The following is a 6,682-nucleotide window of genomic DNA, read 5'->3' on the forward strand; positions in this document are numbered from 1 at the left end:
CGAGCGGCAGGCCGGGCATATTGTGCATGGCGTAGACCGCGTCGCAAGGAAAGCGTTCGAACAGGCCATCTTCCATCATGGCCCGTGCGCCGCAGAGGTTTTCCTCGTCCGGCTGGAAAATCAGGTTCAGCGTGCCGTCGAAATTCTTCGTTCTTGCGAGATACTCCGCAGCAGCGAGCAGCATCGTCGTATGGCCGTCATGTCCGCAGGCATGCATGTGACCATGGTTCTTGCTCTCCCACGGAAGCCCTGTAGTTTCAAATATGGGCAACGCATCCATGTCTGCACGAAGACCAATGCTGCGCGTGCTGCTGCCGTTTTTAAGCTGCGCCACAACGCCGATGCGGCCAATCCCAGTCTCAACGTGATAACCCCATTCGCGCAAGCGATTTGTGACCAGGTCGGCGGTGCGGGAGACTTCGAAACCAAGTTCAGGATGGGCGTGGATATCGCGGCGCAATGCACTGAACCGCTCGGCGTTCGCAACGATATCGCCGACCAGGGAATTCTTCTGCATGAAACACTCCGATCTAGTGCGGGCCTATGTCGACGGCATGTCAGGCCCGCGGGCAGGGAACTCATAGCCTCCACCTAATGGCGTTCCGGGTCAAATCGAAGGTTTTCATATGTATAACTTTTAGTTTTACTATCTGGGCTGACGAAAAGAAAACAGCTTCTTGGGACCGTGTGCCGCGAGAAACAGCGGCATCTATCCAGACATGTTTGTCCTCGGCCAATCCCGATATATCGGCCTTTCCACTGCATAGCAGTGTGACCGGTCGAACGTCCGGTCAAGCGGGAGCAGCGGAGATGATGCTCGACGGCCCGAATGACGGTTGCATACGTGCGCCGCAACGAAGTGGCGCTTTCTTGCGGTGCAAGCCCCGCCCGGCATCGCTCCAACCGGAAACCGCCGGAGCGGCAAAAGCATTGAGCAGAATTCGTCGGCTGCCTGTTCGGTGAAAGGCTTGTCAACATGCGTATGCCGGATGTCTGATTACGCATGTGCGGAGCGCCAGAACCGCGCGGACCCCTCGGCTACCAGTCTGCCGACTTGAAAGGCGGACAATTCGACGTTCTTGCCAAAGATAGTCGGTACACGAATAGGGCTCAAACCATATTGGCCGGCGATTAGGTGCTGTGCTTCTTTGGGAAGATTCAGTCGCGCGGTAATCGCACTGTCCGCCTGTGCGAACGCCACCGAATGCACGGTGCGGCAGGAGCCGTTACGCGGAAATTTGCGCTTTGCGTCGGCGGCAATATCGCAATTGAACGCTAGATACTGTCCACGTTTCCGCTCGAACCGTTCTGCGATCAATCGCAACGTAGACGTCTTCCCGGGACCGGCGTACGTCTTTACCTTCACCGTGTCGCCGACATCGACAGTATCGAGACCGTCATCTGCCCGGCTGTGGCTTTGATTGTCTGTGTCATAGCTGTGGAATACAGATGGGGCGAGACCCACCCTATCGGTCGCGGCGCGAGGTCAAGCTGCTCCGTGACATCGGCAGTTCAGCGAAGTGACGAGGCGCCTAAAGACGCGCAAAGCCACCCAGCTGTTGAGGATGGCGACGGCGGCTGCAAGGAACCGCCGTCGCCTCTCTTACTTCAATGCATCCGTGATATCGGTTCATGCCGCGTCGGACGCGGCGTGAGGCGGGCTGACGCGTACGCTGCCCGCGATGATTGTCCGACTGGCATCGAATGCCCCCCGCAGCATGCCGCCGGCGAGGTCACATGCGAAGAGGTGAAAGGATTGCGCGCGCAATGTAGTCGTCGATATCGACTTCGATAGCAAACAGTCTGTCTGCATCGCTCTCGACAACCAGTCAGACATAATAGACAGGGACTCCCTTGAGGTAATTGTCGAGTATCCGGTTTAAGGATCTGGTCGCGGACGATTGACGGGGCTAGGGGACTCTGGTCGGGCAGGTTGGCGTGCCGGATATGGATAACGGCAGGCCGATCCTGCGTCTCGGCAAACGCGACCCGATACTGAAGGGACCGTGGTCGACCCGACTCGTCCGGATAGACGAGGTCGGAAAACGGTGTTTGATAAAGCAGGCGAAACTCCACGAAAGTGATTATGCCAGTGCGGTTGAACCGGCATAATCACCCCACGGATTGCGTCGCGAAGTCAAGTCGCTACCGTACTACCTCAATGGTCGCTCGCAGACGTGTGACCGTATGTTGACCGGCCAGTCAAACCGGCTTACTTCCTTGTTGATGCGCCCCGCAAGGCGGAGGCGACGTGCGAAGGTGTTGCGCAAAACGCGTAGACTCATGTCAGGCGCGATGAAACCGATCGCATTGAGTCCATTGCGCACGATTGCCCCGAGAAGTACATCGTTGATCGGCTTGCCGGCGGTGTGCGGCGCCGGGAACAGCAGCGCTTCGTCCGATGAGGGCTGATACCGCCGCCACGCGAGTAGCGACGGCGAGCAGAAGAGGGGAGGGCGACTATACGCTCGAGTCGGGGGCCTCGTTTTGGAATTTTCAGATACTATCGCATCTTCTCTAGGATCGCCTGTCGATGGTTCAAACATCGCCGAGTGCAGGACGATCGAGCGAGGGGAGATGGGACGTCGGTCCGCCCCCGCAGCCTCTAGCCTGCCGGTCGGGATACGCGCTGTGCGGCTCAGGCTCAGATGCCGTGCGACTCTGGCTTGCGATCGGCATTGACGTCGCTGCTTCTGCAAACGATGCAGCAAAAGCATCGTCGGCGGATATCGAACGATCCGTACATGACGCTAATTGAACCGAGCGAAGCGGACTGGCGCCTATGTGAGCGACTCCCGGGTTGCGCTGCGCAGCCAGATGACTCTTGCCGGGGGCGGCGGTGCGCCGGGCAGCGTGATGACGATGCAGAGTGTTGCGTTGATAAGTCCGCTTGGAATGGGAAAAAGCCGGCAGGGAGACGCTCCTGCCTTCGGTGGCGCTGGTAATGGGCGCGGCTTTGCTGTCGCCCGCTTCGGTATAGCGGACATCGGTCGCCGCCTGTTCGATGTTGCTACTAAGCAATGCAGTGATGCTCCGCTGAGCGGTTCGTGCCGTTGATCCGGCACTTGTGCTTTGGGCCCTTCTATGGTGCCATTCCCTTGCACCTCCGATAGTCCGTCGGCGTTGTCGCCAGATATTTCCTGAAAAGCTTCGACAACTGGCCGCCGCCGCCGATACCGCAGCGCCGCGCGATTTTGTCGACCGGCAAACGCGACTCAACGAGCATCCGGCAACTCATGTTCAAACGCGCGCGTAGCAGATAGTCGGAAGGCGTCATGCCGATCTCGGTCTTGAAGCGGCGCAGGAAGTTGCGCTCGCTCATCGCTGCGACCTGCGCCGCATCTTCGATTGAGATGGGACGATCAACGTTCGCTTCCAGCCAGCGCGCCGACGCCAGGATCTTTTCGCTGATCTGCGGCGTCGCGCCAAGCGTAACCGACGAGCTGAAAGGCGTCGTGGGTTGCGGAGCGATCGACTCGGCAACCTGCTGTGCGAGATCGGCCCCGAGATCCTCTTCGACGACGCGCAGCGCGGTGGATATAGCACCAAGCGCTTCTTTTTGGGACCGCGCCGGATGCAGATCGTGCGCTTCATTACCGCCATAGTGAAGCGGGCAGTAGCGACCGGGCAGCCCGGCTGCCCGCAGCAGCAGTTGGCCTTCCGCGATCGGATGTACGATCGCGCTGAACGGATGCCTGCGGCGCACCCAGTTGCTCAATCTCTCGTCGCGGCATGCCTGCTGTGCGCCCGCACCGCCGGCAAGGAACAAAAGGTGCGTGTCGTTCGTGCCTCGGTGGGACTGGACGTCGTCGGTCCAGACAAATACCAATGACGAACTGGCAATTCGCCCACCTGCGGCGGAAAGCAGCGAGACGTCGTAGCGGACACGGCCCGGTCGCTGCGCGGCGACGAGCGAGTTTGCCTTCTGGAAGATTTCGATGATTTCTGCGACCATAAGCAGTGCGAATCCATTGAACAGCGCGATATCGACGCGAGTCAGAGCGTTCGATGGCATCGGCACGGAACTTTGCCGCGAGGCTCGCGGCAAAGTATGTACTACGTCCATTTATTTTCCCCCGGAATGTGTGGTCTGCAAAGTCTTCTTCCCAAGACTTTGTCTTTTCTTATTGGAGCACGCTATATATGATTCTCTTGTCAGTATTCACGGCGCGTAACTGGCTCACTGCCCTGCCAATCGAAGACGCTTCGCCTGGTGCGACGTTGGCGTAAAACTCAAAGCCATGCGATCCCAAATCGCTATATCGCCAAGGAATTTTTGACTATGCGACCGTCCTTCATGATGAGCCGAAGGTTCTGAGCAGGGTCAGTCAGCAGTCAAATATTCGAAATGGGATCGCCATTGAGAATTAATACGTCGGCAAATGCCCCGGGCTCTATTACACCCACTTTACCCGGATAAGGGTTGCGCGGGCCCGACATGGCAAGCAACTCTGCATTAATGCTGGTCGCTGTCGTCAGGACTTCGGCAGACGTGTACCACCGCGTCATCTTTGCCAATTGCGCGCCTTGCCGTGTCGCAAGTTTCGCGTCGAATAACGTGTCAGTTGCCCATGCGGTTTTCAGGCCATATTTCTTCGCGAGACCGTAGGCCATGTCTGTGCCGGCCGGCATCTGTATTTGTTCGAGACGGCTTGATGAGCCCTCCGGGAAGGGGATTGCGTCTTCGTCATCGAGAAATGGTTGAGAACTTAGCCCGATGCCCTTGTCTGATAACATTTTCGCGCTCTGTTCGTCCATCAGTCGCCCGTGCTCAATGCATTTCACTCCGCCTAGAATCGCTGTCTGGATTGCCCGCGGCATATACGCCTGGACCGCCACATATGTATCCCAGTTTTCCGCCGCATCGACGGCGGCACGAAACTCCGCCTGGGTGTATTGAGAAACGTCTAGCGGATCGTAGCTCGACGCTACGCCGCCGCCTGCAGCGAGCTGAAGCTGACTGGCGCCGAGCATCAGTTGCTCGCGTGCGCGTTTCAGCACTTCGGCTGTTCCGTCCGCAATAGACCGGGCTCCCAGCGCATCACCGCGGGAAAGAGGTTGCCCCACAAAGGAAGGAATGTTGTACGGTGTCCGAAAGTATCCGTGCCCGGACGTCTGAGAAATCATGGCTCCCGAAGGCCAGATGCGAGGCACGAGAATCATCCCACTGTCAATCGCTCTCTTCAGTGAGAATGAAGGGCCAGCCATGTCGCGAACGCTAGTGAAACCACGCGTCAATGTTCTTTCGGCCTCGCGTCCTGCCGCGAGATTGATATATCCCACATCGGCAGTCGTCAATTGTTCCGGGGGCATTGCCGCCATCATCGTATGCCGGTGCGCATCGATGAGAGCGGGCATCAAGGTGCCACCGCCTCCATCCATCACTTTCACACCTTCCTGATTCGCGCCGTTATCGGGCTCGACTGAGCTGATTCTTTCCGGTGACGACGACTTTGTATCCCGGACGCAGGCTCTTTGTTTTGCCGTCAAACAGATGAATGTTTGTAAACGCCAGCGAGGTTGGAGACATGTCTGGAACACATAGCTAATGTTGCCTTCGGCGATAAGGCTAGGCCTCCCGCCAAGGACGCAGTTCCCATTAAAAAGTCGCGTCGGGATGGGTCAGGCGCGCATTGAGTCGAAGAAACATGGGGTTGTGACATATGCATCCCCATGCAGGTCGCATTGGGTCGTGCGTACTGGCGTATCCATCTAGGCTCCTTAGTGTAAAAGGGGCGCGACTATATTGTGATTCAGCGCAAACAGACGCGGAATGATTTCTCTCATTCCGCGAGGACGGTATCACCGCGTATATGTGTCTCGGACGCATGTATTGCACAAACAGAGACGCAGAATGAACGCGATACCGTATCCGCACAGCTTGGTCGGGAATTGGTTGAGTCCGGCATATTGGCGATTTCCCGGCGAGCTCTTGCGTACCAAAGGTTCGGGCAATGACCATACTTGGTCGTGTATCGGTTCGTTAGGCACTGCTTCCTGTCAGGCAAAATAAGACACGAAGTAAACCCCGGATAGAAAAAGCAAAAAGCCGATTTGATTAATTCTTCAGCAGCGTTTTGGCACTTCAAAAGTGGCAACGGTGGCTTAGATGGGGCCAGGCTCGATCAGTTTCGGGATCGCTCATGAGCAGACGACCATTGGAAAAAATCGGCCAACGCGAATAACTAGTGGGGTCGGAAATGAGTGTCCGTCGAGCCGTTCGGAACACCGATTAAGATATTGGCCCCAATTTTTGCGAAGATCACTATGACGATGCTCAAGCTCGACCGGCTCGGAAAAATCGGGGCGGTCGTCGACCGCATGCATGACGCATGCAGAAAGCGTCCAAGCATCTTGCCCATCAGCCGGCGCCGACTCGAACTGCTCACGCCTATCCCGAAGCCGAGATCAACGACCGTTGAAGCTTCTCGGATCGATCCGCACACTTAAACGGTTTGTCACCGAGCTGACGCCGTCGACGCTCCCCGCTACCTGGGCCGCCTGCCCAACGAGTGCCGCAGACGGCACGCTCCCGACCAGCGTAACGGCGCCGTCTCTCGCGCGTACGCTTATATTGGTCAGCACCATTCCCGATGTCTTCGCCAGTGCCCGCCGGACGCGTTTCGCGAGTGCCCTGTCCATTGCCTTCGATGCCTTCGATGCCGAGGCGGCCGCACCAGTA

Annotated in this window: 5 protein-coding genes; all 5 read right to left on the bottom strand. The window is 57.6% G+C overall.

All coding sequences use genetic code 11. The features are described 5' to 3' along the window. On the bottom strand, positions 1-517 hold a 517-nt coding region (locus tag HHL24_RS42840; RefSeq protein ID WP_169491279.1), incomplete at its 3' end, for an amidohydrolase. 480 nt (positions 518-997) lie between these two features. Continuing rightward, entirely contained in the window at positions 998-1,465 is a 468-nt protein-coding gene (locus HHL24_RS42845) for a hypothetical protein (RefSeq protein ID WP_169491280.1), read from the bottom strand. Positions 1,466-3,082: 1,617 nt separating this feature from the next. Continuing rightward, positions 3,083-4,066, bottom strand: a complete 984-nt coding sequence (locus HHL24_RS42850) for a GlxA family transcriptional regulator (RefSeq protein WP_169491281.1) — start codon at positions 4,064-4,066, stop codon at positions 3,083-3,085. Positions 4,067-4,335: 269 nt separating this feature from the next. After that, positions 4,336-5,490, bottom strand: a complete 1,155-nt coding sequence (locus tag HHL24_RS42855) for a metal-dependent hydrolase family protein (protein ID WP_230417819.1) — start codon at positions 5,488-5,490, stop codon at positions 4,336-4,338. 918 nt (positions 5,491-6,408) lie between these two features. After that, positions 6,409-6,682: BON domain-containing protein (locus HHL24_RS42860; protein ID WP_206003242.1), on the bottom strand; the 274-nt coding region annotated here is incomplete at its 5' end.

It is taken from the genome of Paraburkholderia polaris, assembly GCF_012927345.1.
Classification (GTDB): domain Bacteria; phylum Pseudomonadota; class Gammaproteobacteria; order Burkholderiales; family Burkholderiaceae; genus Paraburkholderia; species Paraburkholderia polaris.